This window comes from Providencia vermicola (assembly GCF_010748935.1).
GTDB classification, from domain to species: Bacteria; Pseudomonadota; Gammaproteobacteria; order Enterobacterales; family Enterobacteriaceae; genus Providencia; species Providencia zhejiangensis.
In genome coordinates this window covers 3,907,099-3,931,532 of sequence record NZ_CP048796.1, presented here as the reverse complement: position 1 = coordinate 3,931,532, position 24,434 = coordinate 3,907,099, and the positions used below count along the sequence as shown (strand labels likewise).

At 44.1% G+C, this 24,434-nt stretch carries 20 protein-coding genes and 2 tRNA genes; 17 read left to right on the top strand and 5 right to left on the bottom strand.

All coding sequences use genetic code 11. The features are described 5' to 3' along the window. Window positions 1-41: 41 nt before the first annotated feature. Window positions 42-1,490 (bottom strand): serine-type D-Ala-D-Ala carboxypeptidase, encoded by a 1,449-nt coding sequence (dacB, locus tag G3341_RS17785; protein ID WP_154622857.1) that lies wholly within the window; start codon window positions 1,488-1,490, stop codon window positions 42-44. A 260-nt stretch (window positions 1,491-1,750) separates the two neighbouring features. Between dacB and greA the strand changes: the two genes are divergently transcribed. Then, window positions 1,751-2,227: a transcription elongation factor GreA gene (greA, locus tag G3341_RS17780; RefSeq protein ID WP_154622856.1), complete on the top strand. Its 477-nt coding sequence runs from the start codon at window positions 1,751-1,753 to the stop codon at window positions 2,225-2,227. 118 nt (window positions 2,228-2,345) lie between these two features. Here the strand turns inward: greA and yhbY are convergent, their stop codons facing one another. Further along, window positions 2,346-2,639 (bottom strand): ribosome assembly RNA-binding protein YhbY, encoded by a 294-nt coding sequence (gene yhbY, locus G3341_RS17775; protein ID WP_154622855.1) that lies wholly within the window; start codon window positions 2,637-2,639, stop codon window positions 2,346-2,348. Window positions 2,640-2,846: 207 nt separating this feature from the next. Between yhbY and rlmE the strand changes: the two genes are divergently transcribed. From rlmE to G3341_RS17695, 16 genes are all read left to right on the top strand, one after another. Continuing rightward, window positions 2,847-3,476 carry a 23S rRNA (uridine(2552)-2'-O)-methyltransferase RlmE gene (gene rlmE, locus G3341_RS17770; protein WP_154622854.1) on the top strand — a complete coding sequence of 210 codons (630 nt, stop codon included), beginning with the start codon at window positions 2,847-2,849 and terminating at the stop codon, window positions 3,474-3,476. A 57-nt stretch (window positions 3,477-3,533) separates the two neighbouring features. Then, window positions 3,534-5,510 carry an ATP-dependent zinc metalloprotease FtsH gene (gene ftsH, locus G3341_RS17765; RefSeq protein ID WP_154622853.1) on the top strand — a complete coding sequence of 659 codons (1,977 nt, stop codon included), beginning with the start codon at window positions 3,534-3,536 and terminating at the stop codon, window positions 5,508-5,510. 68 nt (window positions 5,511-5,578) lie between these two features. Further along, window positions 5,579-6,427 (top strand): dihydropteroate synthase, encoded by an 849-nt coding sequence (gene folP / locus G3341_RS17760; protein WP_154622852.1) that lies wholly within the window; start codon window positions 5,579-5,581, stop codon window positions 6,425-6,427. Next, window positions 6,420-7,757 (top strand): phosphoglucosamine mutase, encoded by a 1,338-nt coding sequence (gene glmM / locus G3341_RS17755; RefSeq protein WP_154622851.1) that lies wholly within the window; start codon window positions 6,420-6,422, stop codon window positions 7,755-7,757. Before folP ends, glmM begins: the two co-directional genes overlap by 8 nt. Window positions 7,758-8,018: 261 nt before the next feature. Continuing rightward, window positions 8,019-8,357, top strand: a complete 339-nt coding sequence (gene secG / locus G3341_RS17750) for a preprotein translocase subunit SecG (RefSeq protein WP_154622850.1) — start codon at window positions 8,019-8,021, stop codon at window positions 8,355-8,357. Between the two features lie 93 nt (window positions 8,358-8,450). Next, a tRNA-Leu gene (locus tag G3341_RS17745) sits at window positions 8,451-8,540 on the top strand. A gap of 58 nt (window positions 8,541-8,598) precedes the next feature. Continuing rightward, window positions 8,599-8,675: transfer RNA gene (locus tag G3341_RS17740), tRNA-Met, on the top strand. Window positions 8,676-8,882: 207 nt separating this feature from the next. Continuing rightward, a complete protein-coding gene (gene rimP, locus G3341_RS17735; protein WP_014657325.1) occupies window positions 8,883-9,335 on the top strand; it encodes a ribosome maturation factor RimP in 453 nt (150 codons plus the stop codon). A gap of 23 nt (window positions 9,336-9,358) precedes the next feature. Further along, entirely contained in the window at window positions 9,359-10,867 is a 1,509-nt protein-coding gene (gene nusA / locus G3341_RS17730; RefSeq protein ID WP_154622849.1) for a transcription termination factor NusA, read from the top strand. A gap of 23 nt (window positions 10,868-10,890) precedes the next feature. Beyond that, entirely contained in the window at window positions 10,891-13,623 is a 2,733-nt protein-coding gene (gene infB / locus G3341_RS17725) for a translation initiation factor IF-2 (RefSeq protein ID WP_154622848.1), read from the top strand. Between the two features lie 202 nt (window positions 13,624-13,825). Continuing rightward, window positions 13,826-14,236: a 30S ribosome-binding factor RbfA gene (gene rbfA, locus G3341_RS17720; protein WP_154622847.1), complete on the top strand. Its 411-nt coding sequence runs from the start codon at window positions 13,826-13,828 to the stop codon at window positions 14,234-14,236. Continuing rightward, complete coding sequence (truB, locus tag G3341_RS17715; protein WP_163863200.1) at window positions 14,236-15,180, top strand: tRNA pseudouridine(55) synthase TruB; 945 nt, start codon at window positions 14,236-14,238, stop codon at window positions 15,178-15,180. The genes rbfA and truB overlap by 1 nt, the downstream gene beginning before the upstream one ends. Window positions 15,181-15,302: 122 nt before the next feature. Then, window positions 15,303-15,572 carry a 30S ribosomal protein S15 gene (gene rpsO, locus G3341_RS17710; protein WP_154622845.1) on the top strand — a complete coding sequence of 90 codons (270 nt, stop codon included), beginning with the start codon at window positions 15,303-15,305 and terminating at the stop codon, window positions 15,570-15,572. 401 nt (window positions 15,573-15,973) lie between these two features. Beyond that, complete coding sequence (gene pnp, locus G3341_RS17705; RefSeq protein ID WP_154622844.1) at window positions 15,974-18,097, top strand: polyribonucleotide nucleotidyltransferase; 2,124 nt, start codon at window positions 15,974-15,976, stop codon at window positions 18,095-18,097. 78 nt (window positions 18,098-18,175) lie between these two features. After that, on the top strand, window positions 18,176-19,093 hold the full coding sequence (gene nlpI, locus G3341_RS17700) for a lipoprotein NlpI (RefSeq protein ID WP_154622843.1): 918 nt from the start codon (window positions 18,176-18,178) through the stop codon (window positions 19,091-19,093). A 169-nt stretch (window positions 19,094-19,262) separates the two neighbouring features. Continuing rightward, window positions 19,263-21,194, top strand: a complete 1,932-nt coding sequence (locus G3341_RS17695; protein ID WP_163863198.1) for a DEAD/DEAH family ATP-dependent RNA helicase — start codon at window positions 19,263-19,265, stop codon at window positions 21,192-21,194. 237 nt (window positions 21,195-21,431) lie between these two features. Here the strand turns inward: G3341_RS17695 and G3341_RS17690 are convergent, their stop codons facing one another. The 3 genes from G3341_RS17690 to G3341_RS17680 form a co-directional block, all read right to left on the bottom strand. Further along, window positions 21,432-21,806 carry a YjaA family stress response protein gene (locus G3341_RS17690; protein WP_154622841.1) on the bottom strand — a complete coding sequence of 125 codons (375 nt, stop codon included), beginning with the start codon at window positions 21,804-21,806 and terminating at the stop codon, window positions 21,432-21,434. Window positions 21,807-21,908: 102 nt separating this feature from the next. Further along, window positions 21,909-22,625 carry a two-component system response regulator BtsR gene (gene btsR, locus G3341_RS17685; RefSeq protein WP_154622840.1) on the bottom strand — a complete coding sequence of 239 codons (717 nt, stop codon included), beginning with the start codon at window positions 22,623-22,625 and terminating at the stop codon, window positions 21,909-21,911. A 15-nt stretch (window positions 22,626-22,640) separates the two neighbouring features. Further along, entirely contained in the window at window positions 22,641-24,326 is a 1,686-nt protein-coding gene (locus G3341_RS17680) for a sensor histidine kinase (protein ID WP_154622839.1), read from the bottom strand. Window positions 24,327-24,434: the final 108 nt, after the last annotated feature.

Below are 24,434 nucleotides of genomic sequence, written 5' to 3'. Positions count from 1 at the left end.
TATTACCGCGCCTTTTTATTTGTCTTGATCATGTTAGGTGATCAATTTTTTTGGAAAAGATCTTTATAGAGTCTGCTTTCAAAACGCACCAAAGGAACACGTCGACTACGTTGTTGATTCTGTGGTACTGCATAGGCAGAAATAAATTGTACAAAGGCGACTCGTTGACCACTGGCAGTAGTTATAAAGCCAGCAAGGTTATAGACTCCTTGTAACGCACCTGTTTTTGCTGAAACTTTGCCATTGACGCCCGCTTCATCTAACCCACCACGATAGCGTAACGTGCCATCGTGTCCTGCAAGAGGCAGCATCGAAATAAAATCAAGTTGCTGATCATTTTTGGCAATAAACTGTAAAATTTCCATCATAGTTGCAGGCGTAATTAGGTTATGGCGTGATAAGCCTGAGCCATCGACCATTACGGTGTTTCCTAAATCAATGCCTGCCTTCTGCTTTAAAATCTGTCTAACCGCATCGGAGCCGGAACGCCATGTTCCGGGGACACCATAATAGTCACGCCCGATAGTACGAAATACGGTATCAGCAATCATGTTGTCAGATTTTTTCAGCATGACTTTGAGCAGATCATGCAGTGGCTGTGATTCCGTTTTGACTAAAACCTGTGATGGCGCCGTTGGTAGCGTGCGTTTTTTCACATGACCGGTTAATTCAATGTCTGCATTTTGTAGTTCATTTTTAACAATAGCGCCAGAATAGCTAGCCCCATTTTGTACAGCAAACGCGAGTGGTAGAGGTTCACTGCGTTGAGCTAGGCACCCTGTTAAGGTATAACGATTTAACTCGCCCGGCACGACGTCAAGTTCACAATAGCGACCTTCAGGAGCGCCTGGGGCTAATGTTTTGACTTCACTAAACATATTAACGGGGTAGAAACTCGCAGCCTTGATATAGGCCATATCACCCGCTTTCTGGGCGGGGTAAAGTGAGACCGAAAAACAGTTTCTATCGATAATAGCCGCAGCAGGGGGCGCACTGAAGCATTGTGTCATATCGTTCCACACCCAGCCTGGCGCTTTATCATGGCTGGTAAATGCCGAAATATCGACAATGAGATCCCCCTCTATTTTGTGGATCCCCAACTGCCTTAATGCATTCACCATATTGCGAATCTGTTGGCGAGTGAGCGTTGGATCGCCACTAAAGCGGATAACAAGATCGCCCGTTAATGTATTACCACTTAATTTGGCGTCCGTTTCAAAGTTGGTCACAAAACGGTAATCAGGGCCAAGCTGTAAAAGTGCAGCGAGAGCAGTAACGACTTTTTGAGTACTAGCAGGCAGTGCCATTTGCTGTGCGTTGTAATCAATAATAGGCGTATCGCTACCGACTTTTTGCGCAACCAGAGCGAGGTTAGTACCATCGGGTAAATATTGTTTATAATCATCAATCGGAATAGCAACTGCTTGTCCTGTCGCCAAAACAAGTCCTAAAGTGATGATCCATTTTCTGGTGAGTGTTAATAACGGCATAAATTTCACGCATTAGGGTAGACATACTGTACATACTAAAGTGTAATGCCTGAAAAAGTAAACGATGACCCGCTATTAACTCTACGTTAGAATGGCAAGCATTGTGATAAGATAAGTGTGTGAATGGTTACTAAAGAGTCATTCACGGCCTGTGTATTGTTCGAACGCCCCCTTTTTTCTTACGGGGGGTAGTGTGCTGTTGTTACAAAAATCAGGAAGATACTTATTTTTAGATAGGATTGAAACAGAGGTATTTATCAATGAAACAGATTCCAATGACGGTATTGGGTGCAGATAAATTACGAGAAGAGCTCGATCATCTTAAATCTGTCCGCCGCCCGGAAATTATTGCAGCAATTGCCGAAGCTCGTGAACACGGTGACTTGAAAGAAAACGCAGAATATCATGCTGCGCGCGAACAACAGGGTTTCTGTGAAGGTCGAATTCAAGAAATCGAATCAAAGCTTTCCCATGCTCAGGTGATTGATGTCACTAAAATGGCAAATAATGGTCGTGTGATCTTTGGTGCAACAGTAACTGTTCTGAATGTTGATACAGATGAAGAACTGACTTACCGTATTGTGGGTGATGATGAAGCAGATATTAAAATTAATCTAATCTCTGTCAATTCACCGATTGCACGCGGGTTGATAGGTAAAGAACTCGATGATGTGGTTGTGATTAAAACCCCAGGCGGTGATGTTGAGTTCGAAATTCTTAAAGTTGAGTATATCTGATTCCTATTTCACTGAATTGGTTATATTATTTTACTGTATTAGCGAAAAAGGCCGCTAGCGGCCTTTTTCTTCATATAAAAGCTGCCTTCAATGGCATTTTTATATAAATTAAGGGTGATTATTTAGGTAAAATAATTTTGCGCTCAGCCGATGGACGGTAGAGAACAAGTATCTTGCCTATAATTTGTACATTAGCAGCACCCGTTTCGCGAACGATTGCCGCCGCGATCAAATTTTTAGTTTCGCGATCTTCGCCTGCGATTTTGACTTTGATAAGCTCATGATGAGCTAATGAAAGTTCAATCTCTGCTAATACGCCTTCAGTTAATCCATTGTTGCCAATCATAACAACTGGGTTTAAGTGATGAGCAAGGCTTTTCAGGTGCTGGATTTGTTTTTTGTTAAGATTCATCGATTTTTTACTTCGTTAGTATTGAAAATGGCTTATTCTACCGCCATCTGATATCTATCACCATCAATTAATCTCTGTCGGATGGTAAAGAAGTAACAATGAATACCCAAAATAATTCGTGTTACATGTCTGTGAAGTGATGAATAGTCATGTAGTTTGAAAAATAGTGGGGATAGATGTGTTCTATTAGTATAGTTGGAAAATGCAATGGCCAATAAAAAACGTTCGGCAAGCTCAAGTCGCTGGTTGCAAGAACATTTTAGTGATAAATATGTTCAGCAAGCACAAAAGAAAGGGCTTCGCTCACGTGCATGGTTTAAACTGGATGAAATCCAGCAAGGTGATAAAATTTTTAAACCAGGCATGACCGTTGTTGATTTGGGGGCAGCACCCGGAGGTTGGTCACAGTATGTTGTCAGCCAAATAGGCAATAATGGCCGGGTGATTGCTTGTGATATTTTACCTATGGACCCGATTGTCGGCGTTGATTTCCTTCAAGGGGATTTTCGTGAAGAAGCAGTGTTGGCAGCATTGTTAGAGCGGGTTGGTGATAAAAAAGTCCAGGTAGTCATGTCTGACATGGCTCCCAATATGAGTGGGACTCCCGCGGTCGATATACCTCGATCGATGTATCTGGTTGAGTTAGCATTGGATATGTGCCGTGCTGTGCTGGCACCTGGGGGAAGTTTTATTGTTAAAGTGTTTCAGGGAGAAGGCTTTGACGAGTACCTCAGGGATATCCGCTCCCTATTTACGAAGGTAAAAGTTCGTAAACCCGAATCTTCGCGGGCACGATCGCGTGAAGTATACATTGTAGCGACAGGGCTAAAACTGTAGTACCCTGAACGTTATTTGTTAACACAGTTGTAATATGAGGTTAATCCCTTGAGTGACATGGCGAAAAACCTGATTCTCTGGTTAGTCATCGCAGTTGTTCTGATGTCCTTGTTCCAGAGTTTTGGCCCAAGCGATTCGAATAATCGCAGAGTTGATTATTCTACGTTTATCAATGAGTTAGCCCAGGATCAGGTACGTGAAGTTCGTATCACAGGTCGTGAATTAAACGTCAGAAAAGCTGATAATAGCCGCTATACAACTTATCTTCCTATGCAGGACGAGAAGCTGTTAGACACGCTACTAAATAAGCACGTAACTGTCGTTGGTGAGCCACCAGAAGAACCTAGCTTTCTGCAAACTATCTTTATTTCCTGGTTCCCAATGCTTCTGCTAATCGGTGTCTGGATCTTCTTTATGCGCCAAATGCAAGGTGGTGGCGGTAAGGGAGCGATGTCATTCGGTAAAAGCAAAGCTAGAATGCTGACGGAAGATCAAATCAAAACAACTTTTGCGGATGTTGCAGGTTGTGATGAAGCAAAAGAAGAAGTCGGTGAAATCGTTGATTTCCTCCGTGAACCTGCTCGTTTCCAAAAGCTGGGTGGTAAAATTCCTAAAGGCGTTTTGATGGTAGGCCCTCCAGGTACGGGTAAGACGTTGCTTGCTAAAGCCATTGCTGGTGAAGCAAAAGTCCCCTTCTTTACCATCTCAGGCTCTGATTTCGTTGAAATGTTTGTGGGTGTTGGTGCATCTCGTGTTCGTGATATGTTTGAACAAGCGAAAAAAGCCGCGCCTTGTATTATTTTCATCGATGAAATCGATGCTGTAGGTCGTCAACGTGGTGCCGGTTTAGGTGGTGGTCACGATGAGCGTGAACAGACATTGAACCAAATGTTGGTTGAAATGGATGGTTTCGAAGGCAATGAAGGGATTATCGTTATTGCTGCGACCAACCGTGCTGATGTTCTTGACCCTGCATTATTGCGTCCAGGCCGTTTCGACCGTCAGGTTGTTGTTGGACTACCGGATGTTCGTGGTCGTGAACAAATTTTAAAAGTTCATATTCGTCGTGTTCCTATCGACCCAAGTGTTGATACCTTTATCTTAGCTCGTGCGACACCGGGTTTCTCGGGTGCTGAGTTAGCAAACTTAGTTAACGAAGCCGCTTTATTCGCCGCTCGTGCAAATAAACGTGTTGTTTCGATGGTTGAGTTTGAAAAAGCGCGTGACAAAATTTGGATGGGTGCTGAGCGTCGTTCTCTGATGATGACGGAAGAACAAAAAGAATCAACCGCCTATCATGAAGGTGGGCATATGATTGTTGGTCACTTAATGCCTGAACATGACCCTGTTCATAAGGTGACTATTGTTCCTCGTGGACAAGCGCTCGGTGTGGCCTTCTTCTTACCTGAAGGGGATGAAGTCAGCCGTAGCCGCCTAAAACTGGAAGGGATGATTGCAACGGCATATGCGGGTCGTATCGCAGAAGAGTTGATTTATGGTCGTGAAAAAGTCACAACCGGTGCGTCATCTGATATTCAGTTTGCGACAAACTTAGCACGTAACATGGTCACACAATGGGGCTTCTCAGATCGTTTAGGTCCAATGCAGTATTCTAAAGAGGAAGGTCCAGCGTTCTTAGGTCGTTCTTCTGGTAATGGTTCTGGCATTTCTGATGAAACCGCTCGCATTGTCGATGAAGAAATTAAAATTATCTTAGACCACTGTTATCAGTTGGCTTATAAAACGTTAACAGACAATATTGATATTTTGCATGCAACTAAAGATGCATTGTTGAAATATGAAACTATCGATATGCCTCAGATTGATGATCTGATGAATCGACGTCCAGTGCGTGAGCCAGCAGGTTGGGATGAAGATAAAAAGGTAAGTAACGTAACGGGTTCCTTTGGTACTGGTGCAAGCGCATCAAAGCCTGAAATCAATACGGAAAAACCTCAACAATCTGAAGAACCAAAAGACAGTGAAGGTGGATCGCATTCACCAGATAATACAAACGATAACAAACCTCAGTAAGCTATCGTGAAGTCTATATAGAAAAACCCCAGGTCTCTGGGGTTTTTTACGTTAAGGTGAGATAACGAATGAAAATCAGAGCGAAAGGTTGTGAACTTGATTTGTCGGCTCCCAAGGTGATGGGGATTTTGAATGTTACTCCTGACTCATTTTCAGACGGTGGCACTCATAATCGTTATCATGATGCACTCGAGCATGCCGCTAAAATGGTTAATGAAGGAGCATCGATTATCGATATCGGCGGTGAATCGACCCGTCCCGGTGCTGCCGATGTTTCGATTAACGAAGAACTCGATAGAGTCATTCCTATTGTTGAAGCAATCGCAAAACGATTTGATGTCTGGATTTCTGTTGATACCTCAAAAGCAGAAGTCATGTCAGAGGCGGCAAAAGCAGGCATGCACTTAATCAATGATATCCGCTCATTACATGAAGAGGGTAGCCTCGAAGTTGCGGCTCAAAGTGGTTTACCTGTGTGTATTATGCATATGCAAGGTCAACCACGAACCATGCAGGACGCGCCTAATTATGAAAATGTGGTAAGAGAAGTTAAAGAATATTTTAATACTGAAATTGAGCGCTGTGTCGCGGCAGGAATTGATAGGCAACAGATAATACTCGATCCAGGTTTTGGTTTTGGCAAAAATTTGCAGCATAATTACCAGCTATTGGCAAATTTGGATCAGTTTCATGATTTCGGACTACCGCTATTGGCAGGCATGTCTCGTAAATCTATGATTGGAAACTTATTGAATGTTCCACCACAAGAACGGCTTGTGGGAAGTGTTGCTTGCGCGACAATTGCCGCAATGAAAGGTGCACAAATTATTCGTGTGCATGATGTCAAAGAAACCGTTCAAGCAATGCAGATCGTTCAGATGACTCTGTCAGAAAAGGAAAAGTTAGCGTATGAGTAACCGTAAATTTTTTGGTACCGATGGTATTCGTGGCAAAGTGGGTGATAGCCCAATCACGCCTGATTTTGTCTTAAAATTAGGTTGGGCAGCAGGAAAAGTCCTTGCGCGCCATGGTTCACGGAAAATTATTATTGGTAAAGATACGCGTATCTCTGGTTATATGTTGGAGTCATCTTTAGAGGCTGGCTTGGCGGCGGCAGGATTATCTGCTTCATTCACAGGTCCAATGCCAACCCCTGCCGTTGCTTACCTTACTCGAACTTTCCGTGCTGAAGCAGGTATCGTTATCTCCGCTTCTCATAACCCATATGATGACAATGGCATTAAATTCTTCTCTATTGATGGTACAAAATTACCTGATGAAGTCGAAGAAGCGATAGAAGCAGAAATGGAAAAGCCGATCACTTGTGTCGAGTCAGCTGAATTAGGTCGTGCAAATCGTATCGTTGATGCGGCAGGGCGTTACATTGAATTTTGTAAGGGCACCTTCCCAAGTGAGCAAAGTCTATCTAGCTTAAAAGTGGTTATTGATTGCGCGAATGGTGCCACTTATCACATTGCACCGAATGTTTTTCGTGAATTAGGCGCGGAAGTGATCGCAATTGGCTGCGAGCCTAATGGCATTAACATTAATGAAAAATGCGGTGCTACCGACGTACGCATGCTGCAAGAGCGTGTTTTAGCAGAAAAAGCGGATGTTGGCTTGGCGTTTGATGGTGATGGTGACCGTTTAATTATGGTTGACCATGAAGGTAACAAAGTCGATGGTGACCAAATCCTGTATATCATCGCACGTGAAGCCTTACGTCAAGGTCAGCTAAAAGGTGGCGTTGTTGGCACACTAATGAGTAATATGGGGTTAGAGATTGCGCTGAAACAGCTCGGTATTCCGTTTGAACGTGCAAAAGTAGGTGACCGTTATGTCCTTGAGAAGCTTCAAGAAAAAGGCTGGCGTATGGGAGCTGAAAACTCAGGTCATATTATCTTATTAGATAAGACGACAACAGGAGATGGCATTGTTGCTGGTTTGCAAGTATTGAGTGCGATGGTACGTAACCAAATGAGCCTGCATGATCTCTGTAGTGGAATGAAATTACTTCCTCAAGTCTTGGTCAACGTGCGTTTTTCTGGTTCCCATGATCCACTGCAAAGTGAAGCGGTATTGGCGGCAAATGAGCAAGTGGAGAAGGAATTGGCAGGTAAAGGCCGTGTGTTACTGAGAAAATCAGGAACTGAACCACTGATTCGTGTTATGGTGGAAGGCGAAAATGAAGCTGAAGTTTTAGCCATGGCAAATCGTATTGCTGACGCTGTCAAAGCTGAAGGTTAATCACATTCAGCATATATGCTGTTTAAAAATAAGGGACTCGCTGAAAGCATGACAAAGTGGCAAGCCGTTTGACTTATTTGCTGTTTTTTTCCGCAAATAAACCGCAGAAATAAAATTTGGCTTGCTTGTCTGCTCAGCTTTGGTTAGTATTCGCACCTGCTCAATCCTGTAAAGGTCTTCCTGAAAGGTAAAATGAGTAGGTGTGCAGTACTTTAGGTCATAGTGGTAACACTATGTGCCGCAACTGAATAGGTAACTCGAATGTACATAGCTCTTTTAATTGTTTTCTTGTTGGTAGCTATCGGCCTTATTGGTCTGATCATGTTGCAACAAGGTAAAGGTGCTGACATGGGTGCGTCATTCGGTGCGGGTGCATCTGCAACACTGTTTGGTTCATCGGGTTCTGGTAACTTCATGACTCGTATGACTGGAATCTTGGCTGCTGCGTTTTTCATTATCAGTTTGATTCTTGGCAACATGACTGCCAACAAATATGGAACTGGTAGTAAGTGGGAAAACATCAGTGAACCGGCAAAAGTCGAGCAACCAACAGACGTTCCGGCAGCACCAGCTACACCAACGAGTGATATTCCTCGTTAAGTGTTAAAGATTCCGGATGAAGGCCTTTAGCCATCATCAAAATAAAGAATTTGAGGTTATTGTTTATTAATAAATGAATAACCTCGCCTCAGTGCCGAGGTGGTGAAATTGGTATACACGCTACCTTGAGGTGGTAGTGCCTACAAAACGGGCGTACGGGTTCAAGTCCCGTCCTCGGCACCATTATTTAGATAACTTGTGCTATACGAGTTATTTGTGTAGAATATGTCACGTTTTCGAACGCGGGATGGAGCAGCTTGGTAGCTCGTCGGGCTCATAACCCGAAGGTCGTCGGTTCAAATCCGGCTCCCGCAACCAATTCTTAGTCAGCATATCTTGTCAGATGTATTTATCGGAATTTCTCATCGATTTATCTAGATTTTAAAGATATACTAAGAACATGGTAGAACCCGTTGGCACTACAGGGTCCAGTTTCATAAAGCCCCGAAATTTCGGGGTTTTTTGTTATTTGACAATCGAATTAACTGGGCTTTTATAGCCCTTTTTTTATGTCTGGGGGTGGGCTTGTCCACATTAGAACAAAAATTGACAGAGATGATTTCAGCACCGGTGGAAGCACTTGGCTTTGAATTTGTAGGCTTAGAGTTTGTCCGTGCGCGTACATCGACATTGCGTGTTTTCATCGATAGTGAAGAAGGCATCACTGTTGATGATTGTGCTGATGTCAGCCATCAGGTGAGTGCAGTGTTGGATGTCGAAGATCCAATCTCTGTGGTCTATAACCTAGAAATATCGTCACCAGGGCTAGAGCGCCCGCTATTCACTGTCGCCCATTATGAGCGTTTTGTCGGTGAAGAGGTGGCACTGACTTTACGCATAGCGATGCAGAACCGCCGTAGATGGCAAGGCATTATTAAAGCCGTCGAAGGTGAAATGATAACGGTTACTGTGGATGGTAAGGATGAAGTGTTCGCCCTTGGCAACATCCAGAAAGCTAACTTGGTACCCCACTTTTAATTAAGTTCAATGAGGCAACTAGGATGAACAAAGAAATTCTGGCTGTTGTAGAAGCGGTTTCTAACGAAAAATCCCTCCCTCGTGAAAAAATATTCGAGGCTCTGGAAACAGCACTAGCGACAGCAACCAAAAAGAAATATGAACAAGAAATCGACGTTCGTGTAGCGATTGATCGTAAATCGGGTGATTTTGACACTTTTCGTCGTTGGTTAATTGTTGAAGATGTTACTATGCCAACGCGTGAAATTACGCTGGAAGCTGCACAATTTGAAAACCCAGAATTTCAACTGGGCGAATACGTTGAAGATCAGATTGAATCTGTTGCGTTTGACCGTATTACAACACAAACAGCAAAACAAGTTATCGTTCAGAAAGTTCGTGAAGCTGAACGTGCAATGGTCGTTGACCAGTTCCGTGAGCAGCAAGGCGAAATCATCACTGCTCAAGTTAAAAAAGTTAATCGTGAAAATATTACGTTAGATCTTGGCAATAATGCTGAAGCCGTTATCTTACGTGAAGATATGTTACCGCGTGAAAACTTCCGTCCAGGTGACCGAATTCGTGGTGTGCTGTATGATGTCCGTCCTGAAGCACGCGGTGCGCAACTTTTTGTGACCCGTTCTCGCCCTGAAATGCTGATTGAACTATTCCGCATTGAAGTGCCAGAAATCGGTGAAGAAATTATTGAAATCAAAGCTGCTGCTCGTGATCCCGGTTCTCGTGCCAAGATTGCAGTTAAAACTAACGATAAGCGTATTGATCCAGTCGGTGCTTGTGTTGGTATGCGTGGTGCGCGAGTTCAAGCGGTTTCTAGTGAGTTAGGCGGCGAGCGAATTGATATTGTGTTATGGGATGATAACCCAGCTCAATTCGTGATTAATGCAATGGCTCCGGCTGATGTGGCATCTATTGTGGTCGATGAAGACAAATGTACAATGGATGTTGCCGTAGAAAGCAGTAATTTGGCTCAAGCGATCGGCCGTAATGGTCAAAACGTTCGTTTGGCGGCACAATTACTGAAAAAACACCGTGGTGATGACAAATGGGAACTGAATGTCATGACCGCAGAAGAGCTGAATGCAAAACATCAGGCAGAAGCACATGCTTCTATTGACACATTCACCAAGCATCTTGATATTGATGAAGAGTTCGCCACTGCACTTGTTGAAGAAGGCTTCTCGACGTTAGAAGAACTGGCCTACGTGCCTATCAAAGAGCTTCTGGAAATTGACGGTTTAGATGAAGAAACTGTTGAAGTTCTACGTGAAAGAGCGAAAGCGGCCCTTACCACAATTGAATTGGCTCAAAAAGAGAGCCTAGGTGATAATCAGCCAGCAGAAGATTTATTAAATCTGGAAGGTATGGATAATACTTTGGCCTATAATTTGGCTACTCGCGGTATCTGTACACTGGAAGATCTTGCTGAGCAGGGCATCGACGACCTTATTGATATTGAAGGTCTGGATGGTGAGAAAGCAGGTGCACTCATCATGGCCGCACGTAATATTTGCTGGTTCGGTAACGATGCGTAAACACTGTAGCAGGAAGGAACGGCATGACAGAAACTGTAAAATCATTGGCAGCAGAAATTCAAACCACAGTTGAACGCCTGATACAGCAATTTGCTGAAGCAGGGATCAAAAAAGGTGAGAATGACTCTGTTAGTCAGTCAGAAAAAGAGACATTGCTGGGCCATTTGAATCGTGAACAAGGCGGTTCTGCGGGTCAGCCAAGTAAGTTAACACTACAACGTAAAACGCGTAGTACGTTGAGTGTTCCAGTCACCGGTGGTAAGAGCAAATCGGTAAATGTAGAAGTCCGCAAAAAACGCACTTATGTGAACCGCGACGCTGAGCAAGCGCAAGCGGAAGAGCAGGCGAAGCGTGAAGCGGAAGAGCAAGCACGGCGCGAAGCTGAAGAACTGGCCAAACGCGAAGCAGAAGCAAAACGTATTGCAGAAGAAAATGCGAAACGTGAAGCAGAAGCAAAGCGCGAGGCCGAAGAGAAAGCAAAACGTGAAGCAGCTGAAAAAGCTACGCGCGAAGTAGCGGAAAGAGAAAAAGTGAAACCAAGCGAAAATCATCAAAAAGCTGGCAAAGCCGGTGAAAACAACTCTGAAAAACAGCGCCGTGAAGCTGAAGCTGCGGCTCTGAAACGTAAAGTTGAAGAAGAAACCCAGCGTAAAGTTGAAGCTGAAGCGAGACGTGTAGCTGAAGAAGCCCGCAAAATGGCAGAAGAAAATAACGATAAGTGGAATAATGATTCCAAAGTCGACGATGATAGTGATTATCACACGACAACTTCTCGTCATGCTCGTGCCGCGGAAGATGAAAACGACGAGAAAGAAGAAGGCCGTCGTTCTCGTAACCGTAGCGCTAAAGCGCCTCGCCAGAAGAAAGGGAATAAACTTTCGGAGAAGGCTGATCGCGAAGAAGAACGCGCTGTGGGTCGCTCTAATCGTGTCAAAGGTAAACAACGTAAAGGTAGCTCACTGCAACAAAGCTTTAATAAGCCAGCCGCAGCAGTTAACCGTGATGTTGTTATCGGCGAAACGATCACTGTCGGTGAACTGGCGAATAAAATGGCCGTTAAAGGCTCACAAGTGATTAAAACAATGATGAAGATGGGCGCGATGGCGACTATCAACCAAGTCATTGACCAAGAAACTGCACAACTGGTTGCAGAAGAAATGGGACACAAAGTTATCCTTCGCCGTGAAAACGAGCTAGAAGAAGCGGTAATGAACGATCGTGATACAGGTTCAGCGGGTGAAGAACCTCGTGCACCTGTCGTCACTATCATGGGGCACGTTGACCATGGTAAAACGTCGCTACTTGACTATATTCGTTCGACCAAAGTTGCTTCTGGTGAAGCGGGTGGTATCACCCAGCACATTGGTGCTTACCATGTGCAGACAGACAAAGGTATGATTACCTTCTTAGACACCCCAGGTCACGCTGCGTTTACGTCAATGCGTGCTCGTGGTGCACAGGCAACGGATATCGTTGTTCTGGTTGTTGCAGCAGATGATGGCGTGATGCCACAAACGATTGAAGCCATCCAACACGCGAAAGCGGCGGGTGTGCCAATTGTTGTTGCTGTGAACAAAATTGATAAACCAGAAGCTGACCCAGATCGCGTTAGAAATGAGCTGTCACAATACGGCGTTATTTCTGAAGATTGGGGTGGTGATACACAATTTATCAGTGTATCAGCGAAAAAAGGAACGGGTATTGATGACCTGCTCGATGCTATCTTGCTGCAAGCTGAAGTATTAGAACTGAAAGCGGTTTATGCAGGTATGGCAAGCGGTGTGGTTGTTGAGTCTTATCTTGATAAAGGACGTGGTCCAGTTGCGACTATCCTTGTTCAAGAAGGGACCCTTAACAAAGGCGATATCGTTCTGTGTGGCTTTGAATACGGCCGTATTCGTGCAATGCGTAACGAATTAGGTAAAGAGGTGCAATCTGCGGGTCCATCCATGCCTGTTGAAATCCTCGGCCTATCAAATGTACCGTCAGCCGGTGATGAAGCAACGGTTGTTCGTGACGAGAAAAAAGCACGTGAAGTTGCATTGTATCGCCAAGGTAAATTCCGTGATGTGAAACTGGCTCGCCAGCAGAAATCTAAACTGGAAAACATGTTTGCTAACATGGAAGACGGTAAAGTGTCTGAATTGAACATTGTTCTGAAAACCGATGTTCAAGGTACTTGTGAAGCCATTACTGACTCACTGATGAAACTGTCTACTGATGAAGTGAAAATCAAAATCATCGGTTCTGGCGTGGGTGGTATCACAGAAACTGACGCGACATTGGCAGCTGCGTCAAATGCGATTATTCTTGGCTTTAACGTTCGTGCGGATGCATCTGCTCGTCGTGTTATCGAGAGTGAAAGTGTTGACTTACGTTACTATTCCGTCATCTATAGCTTGATTGATGAGATCAAACAAGCGATGAGCGGTATGCTGGCGCCTGAATACAAACAGCAAATCATGGGGCTTGCCGAAGTCCGTGATGTATTTAAGTCACCAAAATTTGGTGCAATCGCAGGTTGTATGGTGACAGAAGGTACTATCAAGCGTAATAACCCAATCCGCGTCCTACGTGATAACGTTGTTATTTACGAAGGTGAGCTGGAGTCATTACGTCGCTTTAAAGATGACGTCAACGAAGTACGTAACGGTATGGAATGTGGTATCGGTGTTAAGAACTACAATGACGTCCGTGTTGGCGATATGATTGAAGTCTTTGAAGTGATTGAAGTTAAGCGTTCTATTGACGGTTAATTTCTTTGATATACTGTAATTACAGATTAATATTTATTCTAAATCATTTAGGATGCCGTTAGGCGACAAGTGAATGAGTGCTTAAGAAGATACATCGGTATGTGATTAGGACGAATCAGCGTAGTCAACAACACGGCATCTTAAAAGTAGGATGAGTATATTTGGGGGGCTTATGCCCCCCTTAATGTCAGGAGATATAACGATGGCAAGAGAATTTAGTCGTTCTCAGCGCGTAGCACAAGAAATGCAAAAAGAAATTGCGATTATCTTGCAGCGTGAAGTTAAAGATCCCCGCATTGGAATGGCAACGGTTTCAGGTGTTGAGCTCTCAAGAGATTTAGCGTATGGCAAGGTGTTTGTTACCTTCCTTAATATCTCTCATGAAGAGCATGAATCTCAAATGGTGCAAGATGGCATTAAAGCTCTGAATGAAGCCTCAGGTTTTATTCGTTCTTTGCTAGGTAAAGCGATGCGCTTACGTGTTATTCCTGAGTTAACGTTTTCTTACGATAGCTCACTGGTTGATGGTATGCGTATGTCTAACTTAGTTTCGAATGTGATTCGCAATGATGAAATGCGTCGTGCGGATGCGGATAGTAAAGAGGAAAAATAATGGGGCGTCGTCGTAGCGGCCGTGATATACATGGCGTTTTGCTGCTGGATAAACCCACGGATATTTCTTCAAATGATGCGCTGCAAAAAGTGCGGCGCTTCTTCAATGCAAATAAAGCGGGTCACACGGGTGCGTTAGATCCACTTGCAACAGGGATGCTCCCTGTTTGTCTCGGTGAAGCAACCAAATTTTCTCAATTTTTACTCGATTCAGATAAGCGCTATCGTGTGATTGCACGGTTGGGTCAACGTACGGATACGTCTGATTCTCATGGTGAAATTATTAGTGAGCGCGATGTTGAGTTTACACAGGCTCAGCTGGACGCTGCATTAGCGCATTATCGTGGTGATACCTTACAAGTGCCCTCTATGTACTCGGCATTGAAACATCAGGGGCGTCCATTGTATGAATATGCACGAAAAGGGATCACTGTTGAACGAGAAGCCCGTCCGATAACGGTTTATGAGTTGCAATTTCTTCGTTTAGAGAATAATGAACTTGAGCTGGAAATTCACTGCTCTAAAGGCACCTATATTCGGACAATTATAGATGATTTAGGTGAAATGTTAGGCTGTGGTGCTCATGTGATTTATTTGCGTCGAGTTCAAGTCGCCAATTATCCATACGAACGTATGGTTACATTGGAGCAACTCGCCGAACTAAGAGCGAAGGTTGATGAGGGTGAAGGCACTTTCGAGTCGTTACTTGATCCTTTATTGCTACCAATGGATACCGCGGTTATTCATTTTCCAGTCATTAATTTGACCGACGAAACGGCCGCTTATTTCAAGCAAGGCCAGCCGGTCAGGGCGGATATCGGTCAACTTGCCGAAGGTACAATGGTACGTATTACTTGTGGTGCAGCGCAGCGTTTTATTGGTATCGCATTAATCAGTGAAGACCTACGAATTGCCCCACGGCGTTTAGTTGTCGAAAATGAATAATCTGCATAGCGGCGCTTATTGCTTTGCTGCTACAAGCAGCGTAGAATAGCGGCGCTTAATCTGTGAGATACTAAATTAGAGATTGGGTCTCATTACATACATTTATACATTTGGAGTTTATTATGTCTCTAAGTACTGAAGCGAAAGCAAAAATCGTTGCTGAATTCGGCCGCGATGCTAACGACACTGGTTCAAGTGAAGTGCAAATCGCACTGTTAACTGCGCAAATCAACCACCTGCAAAGCCACTTTTCAGAGCACAAAAAAGATCACCACAGCCGTCGTGGTCTGCTGCGTATGGTTGCTCAGCGTCGTAGATTGCAAGCTTACCTGAAAGGTAAAGATATCGCACGTTACACAGCTCTGATCGAGCGTCTGGGTCTGCGTCGCTAATCTATACTCTAAATAATTCTAGGTGCAGCTAGTCAATAAGTGAATTGAAAGGCTAGGCGCAGAGTTATGTGGCTAGCTTAAATTAGCCTAGTTAACATCGCTGCAACTCGAAATATGACGACTATAGTCAGTTTCAGTGGAAAGGGGCCAAATGGCCCCTTTTCTTCTAAAAGTTATACATAAAGTTGAAGTAGTACTCGAATTATACTTAACTTAAATGCTAAGCTATAGTTCCTAATTAATTGTTTTATTAACGCCTCTTCAGCTACACCGATTCGCGCGGCTAATGAGAACATTGATTATATGAACATCAGTGTTCTCATTAGTCGCGAGGCTGTAGTAGGAAGAGAAAGCCAATGCCACTAGAGAAGCTCAGGTGGCCTAAAATAAAGGGTGATATTTTGTTAAATCCTATTGTTCGTAAATTTCAATACGGTCAGCATACTGTATCCATCGAAACTGGCATGATCGCGCGTCAAGCGACGGCGGCTGTGATGGTAAATATGGATGATACAGCAGTATTTGTTACTGCGGTTGCTCAGAAAAAAGTTAAAGAAGGTCAGGATTTCTTCCCTCTGACGGTTAACTATCAAGAGCGCTCTTATGCGGCAGGTCGTATCCCGGGTAGCTTTTTCCGTCGTGAAGGTCGCCCAGGCGAAGGCGAAACACTGATCGCTCGTTTGATTGACCGTCCTCTACGTCCTCTGTTCCCAGAAGGTTTCCTCAACGAAATCCAAATCATTGCAACGGTTGTTTCAGTTAACCCTCAAGTTAACCCTGATATCGTCGCTATGATTGGTGCTTCAGCTGCACTGGCCTTGTCCGGCGTTCCTTTCAATGGTCCAATTGGTGCGGCACGTGTTGGTTTCATTAATGATCAATATGTTCTGAACCCAACAGCAGATGAGCTGAAATCAAGCCGTCTCGACTTAGTTGTTGCGGGCACTGAAGGTGCTGTTCTGATGGTTGAATCAGAAGCAGAGCTGTTAAGCGAAGAGCAAATGCTAGGTGCTGTTGTTTTTGGTCATGACCAACAACAAGTTGTCATTAAAGAGATTAACGAATTAGTTAAAGAAGCAGGCAAAGAAAAATGGGATTGGCAACCAGAGCCAGTTAACCAAGCTCTGCGTGATAAAGTGGCTGCACTGGCTGAAAGCCGTATGGGCGACGCATACCGCATTACTGAAAAACAAGAGCGTTATGCGCAAGTTGACTTGATTAAAGAAGAAGTGACCGCTGCTATCGTTGCTGAAGACGAAAACGTTGATGTCGCTGAAGTTGCTGAAATTTTGGCTAACTTAGAAAAACAAGTTGTTCGTAGCCGTGTTATTCGTGGTGAGCCACGTATCGATGGTCGTGAGAAAGACATGGTGCGTGCTCTCGACGTGCGTACGGGTGTTCTACCTCGTACCCATGGTTCCGCCCTGTTTACACGTGGTGAAACTCAGGCTCTGGTTACCGCAACATTGGGTACTGAGCGTGATGCACAGGTTATTGACCAGTTAATGGGCGAATATACTGATCGTTTCTTGTTCCATTATAATTTCCCTCCATATTCTGTCGGTGAAACGGGCATGGTAGGTTCACCTAAGCGCCGTGAAATTGGTCATGGTCGTTTAGCAAAACGTGGTGTATTGGCTGTTATGCCTGACCATGCTGACTTCCCATATACTGTTCGTGTGGTATCAGAAATCACTGAATCAAATGGTTCATCATCAATGGCGTCAGTTTGTGGTGCTTCGTTGGCTCTGATGGATGCTGGCGTACCAATTAAAGCGGCTGTTGCTGGTATTGCAATGGGTCTCGTGAAAGAAGGTGATGATTTTGTTGTTCTGTCCGATATCCTAGGTGATGAAGACCACTTGGGTGATATGGACTTTAAAGTGGCGGGTAGCCGTGATGGTATCAGCGCACTGCAAATGGACATCAAAATTGAAGGTATCACTCGCGAAATCATGCAAGTGGCATTGAACCAAGCAAAAGGTGCTCGTCTGCATATTTTAGGGACAATGGAACAAGCGATTAACAGTCCTCGCGAAGAGATCTCTGAATTTGCTCCGCGTATTTATACTATTCGTATTAATCCGGACAAGATTAAAGATGTTATCGGTAAAGGTGGTTCTGTGATCCGTGCACTGACAGAAGAAACGGGGACAACCATCGAAATCGAAGATGACGGTACAGTGAAGATCGCCGCGACCGACGGTCTAAAAGCGAAAGAAGCTATTCGTCGTATTGAAGAAATTACCGCTGAAGTTGAAGTGGGTCGTATTTACCAAGGTAAAGTGACTCGTATTGTTGATTTCGGAGCATTTGTTGCTATCGGTGGCGGTAAAGAAGGTTTGGTTCACATTTCTCAAATCGCGGACAAGCGTGTTGAGAAAGTGACTGACTATCTGCAAATGGGTCAAGAAGTTCCTGTTAAGGTATTGGAAATCGACCGTCAAGGCCGTATCCGCCTGAGCATGAAAGAAGCTGTCGCGACTGAAGAAACTCCAGCACAGCAGCAGGACTCAGCAGAATAGGCTGAATCTGAACAGCGCCCTATGTTTTAGGGCGCATAGCCATAATTTGCTGACACAGTGGTAATGTAAGGACGGAGTATGCTGAACAGTATCTGTCTTCGGTTTAGGGGCTTAAACGCGTTAACTCGCGGGGTCTCTGCGCTTATCTTTTTTGTGCTCCTTGGATGCAGTAACAAAGATTGGCGTAAAAACGAGGTATTTGCTGTTCCTCTGCAACCTTCACTACAACAAGAAGTAATATTGGCTCGTATGGAACAAATCCTTGCGAGCCGATCTTTGACCGATGATGAATACGCCCAGCTTTTATATGAGCGCGGAGTGTTGTATGATAGTCTCGGTTTGAGGGCGTTAGCGCGCAATGATTTTTCAACAGCGTTAGCTATTCGTCCCGATATTCCTGAAATCTTTAACTTTTTAGGAATATATTTTACGCAGGCTGGCAACTATGATGCCGCCTATGAAGCGTTTGATTCTGTATTAGAGCTTGATCCAACTTACAATTTCGCGCGTATGAATCGTGGCATCGCATTATATTACGGTGGCCGATACAAATTAGCGCAGGATGATCTGCTGGCGTATTATCAGATAGATCCAAATGATCCTTTTCGTACACTATGGCTTTATCTAGTAGAGAAAGACATAGACCCGCGTGTAGCACAGGATAACCTGGCTGCTCGTTATAACAGCGCGGAGAAAGGGCTATGGGGCTGGAATATCGTAGAGTTTTATCTAGGCAATATCAGTGAGAACACATTGATGGCGCGTTTGAAAGAAACTTCTGCGGATAACACTTCGCTCGCTGAGCATCTCAGTGAAACTAACTTCTATTTAGGTAAGCATTACCTAAGTCTGGGGGATAAGGATAGCGCAACTGCGTTATTCAAACTGACGGTGGCTAACAACGCCCACAGCTTTGTTGAACACCGCTATGCATTGTTGGAATTGGCGCTGTTAGGCCAAGAACAAGACGACCTTTTAGAATCGGGCCAGCAATAGCTGACGAACATTTCATGATTATTTTTTGAGTCATCATCCTTCGGGGTGACGGCCTATTTGTTCGTTTAATAACACAATTTGAGCCAGTTCACATTTTAAATGAAAATGACCGAAATGAATTTCGCACGGTTATGTAAACTGGCCGCCATTAAGTATGAGGCACCTTTACATGACCACCGAGACTGATATCTCTTTCGCTGATTTAGGTTTATCAGCGTCTATTTTGACTGCACTAAACGACCTGGGATATGAAAAACCTTCGCCAATCCAAAAACAATGTATCCCATTGTTGATGGATGGTAATGATGTGCTGGGTATGGCTCAGACGGGTAGTGGTAAAACCGCTGCATTCAGTCTGCCACTGCTCCATAACATTGACCCTGATTTAAAAGCTCCGCAAATTTTAGTCCTAGCACCAACGCGTGAGTTGGCGGTGCAGGTTGCTGAAGCGATGAGCGATTTTTCTAAACACATGAGCCGCGTTAACGTTGTTGCCCTGTATGGCGGTCAACGTTATGACGTTCAGTTGCGTGCTCTACGCCAAGGACCACAAGTGGTTGTTGGTACACCAGGTCGTCTACTTGACCACCTGAAGCGTGGTACTTTAGACCTGTCTAAACTGAAAGGTTTAGTATTGGATGAAGCTGATGAAATGCTGCGTATGGGCTTTATTGAAGATGTAGAAAACATCATGAGCCAAATCCCAGCAGAACATCAAACAGCACTGTTCTCTGCAACGATGCCAGAACCGATTCGTCGTATTACACGTCGTTTCATGAAAGAGCCTAAAGAAATTCGCATTCAGGCTAGTATTACAACACGTCCAGATATTGCTCAAAGTTATTGGACTGTTTACGGTATGCGTAAAAATGAAGCGTTGGTTCGTTTCTTGGAAGCAGAAGACTTTGATGCGGCAATCATCTTTGTTCGTACTAAGAACGCAACGCTAGAAGTGGCTGAAGCCCTTGAGCGTAATGGCTATAACAGTGCGGCACTGAATGGTGATATGAACCAAGCACTGCGTGAGCAGACTCTGGAACGTTTAAAAGACGGTCGTTTAGATATTCTGATCGCAACAGATGTTGCGGCGCGTGGCCTTGACGTTGATCGTATTAGTTTAGTTGTTAACTACGACATCCCTATGGATGCAGAATCTTATGTTCACCGTATCGGTCGTACAGGTCGTGCAGGCCGTGCTGGTCGCGCATTACTGTTCGTTGAGAACCGTGAACGCCGCTTGCTGCGTAACGTTGAACGTACGATGAAACTGACGATCCCAGAAGTTGAGCTGCCAGATTCTCAATTGCTGAGTGAACGTCGTCAGGCGAAATTTGCTGAGAAAATTCAACAGCAATTTGAAAGCAGCGACTTAGATCAATACCGTGCACTGCTGAAAAAACTGTCACCGTCAGAAGATGTTGATATGGAAACATTAGCAGCAGCACTACTGAAAATGGCACAAGGTGAGCGTGCGCTGATCCTGCCACCTGATGCACCACGTCGTCCACGTCGTGAATTCAATGACCGTGATGACCGTCGTCGTGACCGTAATGGTAATGGTTTCGAGCGTGCAGAACGTGGTGATCGCGGCGGTCGTCGTGAACGCCGTGATGTTGGTGATATGGAAATGTATCGTATCGAAGTGGGTCGCGATGATGGTGTGGAAGTTCGTCACATCGTTGGTGCGATTGCTAACGAAGCCGATATCAGCAGCCGTTATATCGGTAATATCAAGTTGTACGGGACTCACTCGACGATTGAATTACCAAAAGGCATGCCGACTGACGTATTAACGCATTTAAGCCGTGCGCGCATTCTGAACAAACCAACACAAATGCAATTGATTGGTGATGCACAACCATTTGAGCGCCGTGAGCGTCGTGGTGGTCCACGTCGTGATGGTGGCAATGAAGGTGGTTTCGGTGCGGGTCGTCGTCACGATCGTGATGGTGGAAACCGCCGTGGTGGTGATCGTGATAATGCGGGGGGTAACCGCCGTGGTGGTAACCGTGATCGCGGTAATAGCAACGGTCCACGTGGTCGCAATGAAGACCACAATACCGCCTCACCGCGTCGTCGTAGCGCTAGCCATAATGCGTAATTAGTCACGCATTTACCGAGTTCTTAGTGTAAAACGTTATCGGTAAGATCTAAAAACCCGCTTTCCATTGGATTGCGGGTTTTTTTATTATTTCAATCTATCGTCGCAACAATCGCTTTCTATATTGTGTTGCGGATTAAGACACAGCCAAGCGGTCACTCTTCCTTGTGGATGGCTACTTTGGTGCTTATGCGTGAATGGGTATACGCAGTAAGTGGATAACAATAGGTTTTACTACTAGTTGTTTTCTAATAACTCTTCCGCTTGCCTTTGTGGCATGGGTAACTCGTCATGGCTGACAATCACTTTTTTGAGTTTATGATTAAACGCTGCAACCGTAATTTCTTCTAATAGCCTGACTTCAACGGGACTGAGTCCACCTTCATTTTTTTCTAAGGCCTGTATCACAATACGGTGATGAGTCGTTAAAGGAAGCCGAACATTGAGTTTCATGGCATCAATAAGTTGTACTAGAAGGCTTTGTGCAACGTAGAAATCCCCAATAATTAACCGAGACGATGAGAATTCCCCTTCAGCGGTGTATTCCTCATGAGTCTCTAAGTTTTTTAAGGTCATTGAGTTGGTTCGAAGCTGTAAGTAGAAGTCAGCCATGTGTGATCTCCCTATATATTCGTCATATTTCAGGTTACAGCGTTAATGGCTAGGCTTACTCGCATTAATCAGCCTAGCTGCAATTGGTATCATTTAAAGTCATTAAATTAATCCAAGTGCTTCTTTTAACGGCTTTAAATAGCGGCGGCTTACAGGAATGTGCTCCCCTGAGCTTAAGACTAGCTCTGCTTGACCATTATCACCAAACAAAATTTCACTTAACTGCGTCATGTTGACTAAATATTGACGATGACAACGAACTAATGGTGTGCGTAATTCTAAGGTTCTTAAGGTGAGTTCAGTAAAGCCTTCTTGTCCTTGGGTGCTCATCACATAAACGCCACTCATGCGTGAAGTGACATATTGAACTTCATCTAATTTCATCAGCCAAATACGGCTATGTCCTGTACATGGAATAAACTTTAGAGGTTCATGATCGCTAAGAACGTCAAGGTCTTGCTTCTGCTTACCTTGACGTAGTCGATTCAGGGTTTTATTCAGCCTTTCGCTTTCTAATGGCTTTAATAAATAATCAAAGGCATGTTCTTCAAAAGCTTGTATAGCAAACTGATTAAAGGCCGTTAAAAAGACGATATACGGCCTATCCTCAGGGTCAAGCATGCGAACCATCTCAAGGCCTGTGATACGAGGCATTTGGATATCAAGAAAGACGACATCGGGCTTCTTTTTATGAATAACACTTATCGCTTCAATAGCGTTAGCACACTCATCCATGATCTCAATATCATCATGCTCTTCTAATAAACAACGTAAGTTTTCCCGTGCAAGTGGTTCATCATCAACAATCAATACATTCATATAAATTTAATCATTTTATTGCTTTAACATGTAGGGAAGCCGTAATTGCACTCGCGTAAATTGTTCTGGTTCATACTCCACGCTAACGCCATATTGCTCGCCATATTTTAGACGTAGGCGTTTATCAACTAAACTCATTCCTAGGCCATCGTTTTGTGCTGTGGGCTGATAGAGGCCTGCATTATCTTCTATTTCAATATAAACCTGTTCACAGCGTATATAGCTTCTTATTGTAATATATCCAGTATCTAATAACTGTGAGGTGCCATGTTTAATTGCATTTTCAACGATAGGTTGCAGCGAGAATGCCGGTAATTGCACCTGTTTTAATGTGTCTGGAATATCGAGCGCTATTTGTAAGTTTTCACAGAAGCGGGCTTTTTCTATTTGTAAGTAAGCATTCACATGCTCTAATTCTTCACCGAGTGTCGCATTTTGTTCAGGGCGTTTGAGGTTATTGCGAAAGAATGTTGAGAGGTATTGGACTAATTGTCCAGCTTGCCGACTGTCTCGGCGTATAACAGCTTGTAGTGTATTAAGTACGTTAAATAAAAAGTGAGGATTCACTTGCGCGTGAAGTAGCTTTACTTCCGACTGTAGCAGTGATTGTTTATTACGCTCATATTGTCCAGCGAGAATCTGTGCTGAAAATAAGCTCGCGATGCCTTCACCGAGAGTGCGGTTAATTGAGCTGAATAAACGATTTTTAGCTTCATAGAGTTTAATCGTGCCGATAACTCGCTCATTCTCCCCACGAAGGGGGATAACCAACGCGGAGCCAAGTTTACAAGTTGGGCTTAAAGAGCATTTATATGGGGTTTCATTACCATCAGCATAGACGACTTCATTATTATCGATCGCTCGCCGCGATTGCTCGGAAGCTATCGGTGTGCCTGGGCAGTGGTGATCGGCTCCGATACCAATAAAGGCTAAAATCTTTTCTCTATCCGTGATGGCGACGGCACCAATCTCTAATTCTTGATAGATGATCTTGGCTACTTTCATACTGTTATCAGTATTGAACCCTTTGCGTAAAATACCATCTGTACATAATGCGATTTTCAAGGCTTGAGCCGAAAAGGCTGTCGTGTATTTTTCAACAATCGCTCGGCGATCGAGCAAAATACGAATAAACATAGCGGCACCAATCGTGTTGGCAATCACCATGGGCGCTGCAATATTTTTCACCAGTTCTAATGCTTCATCGAAAGGACGTGCCAGTAATAGAATAATGAGCATTTGGATAATTTCAGCGACAAAGGTGACACAACTGGCGGTAATTGGGTTAAAAATTTTATCGATTTGGCCTCGTTTCATGTAATAACGATGCACTAAACCGCCAATCAATCCTTCGGCGATAGTGGAAACCATACAACTAAATGCGGTCATACCGCCGAGTGAATAACGGTGCAATCCCCCAGTGAATCCCACTGCAAAGCCAACCGCTGGCCCACCCAGTAGCCCTCCAAGCACGGAACCAATCGCACGTGTATTGGCGATAGAGTCATTGATATGTAAGCCAAAATAAGTTCCCATCACACAAAAAACAGAGAAAATAAGGTAGCACATGACCTTATGCGGCAGGCGGATAGTGACTTTTAATAGAGGGATAACAAGAGGCGTTTTACTCAATGCCCATGCAATGACTAAATAAACGCACATCTGTTGTAATAGCAGCAAAATGAGATCAAATTCGTACATAAAGGGTTCCAATTTTGGCATTTTAGCCGCGCAATTTTAGCGTAAGCTGCTGATTTAATAATAGCGATTTAGTCAAAGTTAGCTATCTTTATTTGACATAAGGGGAAA